Annotated in this window: 3 protein-coding genes and 1 pseudogene; all 4 read left to right on the top strand. The window is 50.5% G+C overall.

Annotated features, from left to right (window positions below):
• Window positions 1-166: 166 nt before the first annotated feature.
• The 4 genes and pseudogenes from AC5JLP_RS09465 (at window position 167) to AC5JLP_RS09450 (ending at window position 3370) form a co-directional block, all read left to right on the top strand.
• Window positions 167-1358 (top strand): annotated as a pseudogene (locus AC5JLP_RS09465) (sulfate ABC transporter substrate-binding protein).
• Window positions 1359-1496: 138 nt separating this feature from the next.
• Complete coding sequence (locus tag AC5JLP_RS09460) at window positions 1497-1664, top strand: hypothetical protein (protein WP_496067685.1); 168 nt, start codon at window positions 1497-1499, stop codon at window positions 1662-1664.
• Between the two features lie 5 nt (window positions 1665-1669).
• Window positions 1670-2599: a hypothetical protein gene (locus tag AC5JLP_RS09455; RefSeq protein ID WP_496067684.1), complete on the top strand. Its 930-nt coding sequence runs from the start codon at window positions 1670-1672 to the stop codon at window positions 2597-2599.
• Between the two features lie 78 nt (window positions 2600-2677).
• Complete coding sequence (locus AC5JLP_RS09450; protein ID WP_496067683.1) at window positions 2678-3370, top strand: MotA/TolQ/ExbB proton channel family protein; 693 nt, start codon at window positions 2678-2680, stop codon at window positions 3368-3370.
• Window positions 3371-3612 lie beyond the last annotated feature (242 nt).

Raw genomic sequence — 3612 nt, 5'->3', positions numbered from 1 at the left:
CAAGTTTTTCATTTCCTTGTATGAAACCACCCTGCCCAACCCCAAAATCTGGGGGGTTCTGAGGTGAAAGTCCCCCAGAATTGGGGGATTGAGGGGGCGAAGGCAGTGTCTCTGACACTTCTCAGACATCCTCTTAGCTGACTTCATTAAACGCAGCGTCTAACTTATGAGCAAGAATCGTTCCCAGGCCGATCGCCCATCCAAACCAAACGCGGCTGTAACCCAAGTTTTGGATCTGTTTAACCACGTCGCCCAACCATTACGCCAAGCCTCTACGCCGCATCGGCTTCTATTAGCGACCGTGGGATTAAGCATAGGTATCGCTGGGCCTGCGTATGCGATTAATGCGGCTTTGCAAGAGTACTCTACCAGTACCAGGCAAGGCGCAGGTGTTTCCAGCCAGACCCAGCTTGTGAGCCAGAAGAAAACCGTCGAATTAACTCTCGTTTCTTACGCCGTCACGCAAGAAGCCTTCTCTAAAATTATTCCGTTGTTTGAGGCAAAGTGGAAGCGCGAAAAAGGCCAAGAGGTAAAGTTTAGCGAGAGTTACGGTGGGTCTGGTACTCAAACCCGTGCTGTGATTGATGGCTTGGAAGCCGATGTAACGGTACTGGCGCTAGGGCTAGATACGGGCAGATTGCAGAAGGCGGGGTTGGTTAATTCGGGCTGGGAGAAAGAATTGCCCAATGAGTCGATCGTCACTCGATCGGTTGTTGCTCTGGTGACCCGTGCTGGTAACCCCAAAGGCATCAAAGGCTGGGCTGACTTGTTGAAGCCTGGTGTTAGCGTCATTAATGCAAATCCCAAGACCTCTGGCGTGGCCCGTTGGAATTTCTTGGGGCTATGGTCTTCCATCATCCAAACAGGTGGTGACGAAAACAAGGCGAAGGATTACGTCACGCAGGTCTACAAAAATACGCCTGTCCTGGCGAAAGATGCGCGGGAAGCATCGGATTTCTTCTACAAAATAAGGTCAGGGCGATGTGCTGCTGAACTATGAGAATGAAGTGGTGTTGGCAGCGCAAAAAGGTGAAACGGGCTTTTTCACCGTCATTCCTCAGGTAAATATTTCGATCGACAGTCCGGTTGCAGTGGTCGATAAATATGTAGACAAGCATGGCACTCGCGAAGTATCTGAAGCGTTTGCCAAGTTTCTGTTTACCCCCGAAGCCCAGCGAGAGTTTGCCAAAGTTGGCTTTCGCCCTGTAGACGCGACGGTCAAGCAGGAATTTGCCCGCAAGTTTTCGCCCATCAAGAGCCTATACAGCGTGAAGAACTATGGCGGTTGGGATACGGTGCAGGCAAAGTTCTTTGGCGATGGCGCAGTCTTTGACCAGATCTATGTTGCTAAGCGCTAATTGGCACTTGCAACTGTTGTCACTTTGAGCCCGGACGATAGCTGCGATCGCCGCCCAAACAGGGCCGCTCCTCACTTCCTCACACGTTTAACGCCTGTAATTTTGACTTCAATTTTGTCTTCTCAGCGCCCCGATCCTATGCCTCATCACTCATCAGATGGAACGGTTGCAACCGATGAAGCGGAAAATCCATCATCACGTTCTTCTGCCGTACCTTCTGACGCATTCCTCAATGCAGAGGACGCTTTGCCCCCGCTCTTTCCACAAACCAGCGGAAAGGAGGACGCGCTAAGTGGCTATGGTTAGGGATCGTGGTCTCTCTGGGTCTACATGGGCTGTTGTTACTGGTGCCTACAGGTGAGGAGCCAAAGCCAGTGCCATCTAAAGATCCAGAAAAGCAGGTTCGTATTACCCAGCTACCTAAACTGGTTAAAGCCGCACCAAGCGTCAAAAAAATAGCAAAACCGTTGGTCAAACCAGTAGCGCGATCGACGAGCACGCCGCCCATTCCTCAGCCCAAAGCGCCATCAAGACGCGAAGTGACTGGTAACGCGAACACCTCTGGATCTGGCGCCTGGGACGATTTCCCCCTTTATCCAGGTGCCCAACCCGGTTGCTTTAATTTGTCATCCTGTCAGCAGACATCGGATAGCGTTAAGCAGGTTGCTGACTTTTATGCCAGAAAGCTTCCTGCTAAAAAATATGCCGTGAAGCCGAGCATGCAACTGGTTGATCGCCAGGTGTTTCAAATCTCGCGCAACGGTCAGACTCAGGTTTTGAGCATCATTCAAACAGACAAGGGAAGCGTGTATGTGCTGTCTGATGCCGCTCGATCGCTGGAAGACCTGAAAAAAGCGGTGGAAGTGCCCCCCGAAGTCTCGGAAGTGCTCAGCAATCTAGAAGCGCAAAACGCTGACCCATCAAATTTTGATCAGCCAACGTTTTTCTATACCGAAGCGACTGGCAAGGGCATTAGCGCAGGCGCACTGGTGACAAAGCCAGGAATTCGCAACATTAGCCTGGTTGTGGGCTACTCGTTCGACGCGATGATGGATGAATTTTTCCGCAACAACCTCCAGCAAAATGGCTTTGACGTGTCCGATCCATTACCAGATTTTGGGGGTGGAAAGGTCTATGAAGTGACGCGAGCAAGAGACAAGCTGAAGCTCTACCTCAATCTGGTACCGACGAAAGATAAAGCGGGCACGCTCATTGTTACCTGGAAAGATATTCCTAAATGATGGAACGGTGCCAACGATCGCCACCCTTCTACAGACGCTCCATCGCATATCATCCCTTCTACACTCGATTTCACACCCATGTCTAATCTGCTGAAACTACTGTCTGAAGGCGGCCCAGTGATGATTCCAATGGTGGGACTGTCTGTAGCGACGCTGGCAACTGGAGTTGAGCGAGCCATCTTTTGGGTTAATCTCCTGCGTAAGGAAGATCAGATCGCCCATGATGTATTGGAAGCGGCTCAATATGATTTGGATGAGGCAGCGGCGATCGCGGCCCGTGCTCAAGATAAACCCATTGCCCGGTTTCTTTTAGCCGCGCTAAGGCTCCGCGACTCTTCTCCTGAAACCATTCGGCTCGCATTAGAGACTGCTGGCGATGAAGAGTTTGTGCAGATGCGCCAGGGCGATAAATTGCTTGAAACAGTTGTAGGCATTGCTCCGCTGTTAGGACTGTTAGGCACAGTAACAGGGCTGATTCTCACCTTTGTTAACTTGAAGATTGGGGGGGGTGGTAGCAGCGTCGATACGTCCAAAGCGGCGGCTGGGATTGGTGAAGCTCTGATTGCAACGGCGACTGGTATGGTTGTGGCGATTATGGCTCTCTTTATTCTGCGGCTTTGTGTCACTGTCCGTAGCAAGCAGGTAGAGTATTTCTCCAAAGTCGGTGGCCGATTTGAACTGATCTACCGTCGTTTGTGGTACGAGCCTGCCCAAAACGGTAATGAACTGCACGATACAGGCTACAGGCGCAAAGCCACTAGTAGTCGGTGATGATCAGTTGATTAACAAATTGGGGTTCCCTGGTGATCTTCTATCAAATGCCCTCACTATACTAATACCAATTTAGATTCACCATCTTGCACATCCATCCATAGGGACGTTACATATAACGTCCCTACAGAACGTCCTCTCATACGTCTTCTCATGCGATTCAAATCTGAAAGCCAGAATGAGCAAATAGACTTGTCGGGGAATAAGCGAGAATAGGAAACAGAAATGGGATAACACAGATG

This window comes from Stenomitos rutilans (assembly GCF_059505485.1).
Note: the sequence above shows the minus strand (reverse complement) of the source record. Positions and strands in the feature narration are given on the sequence as shown.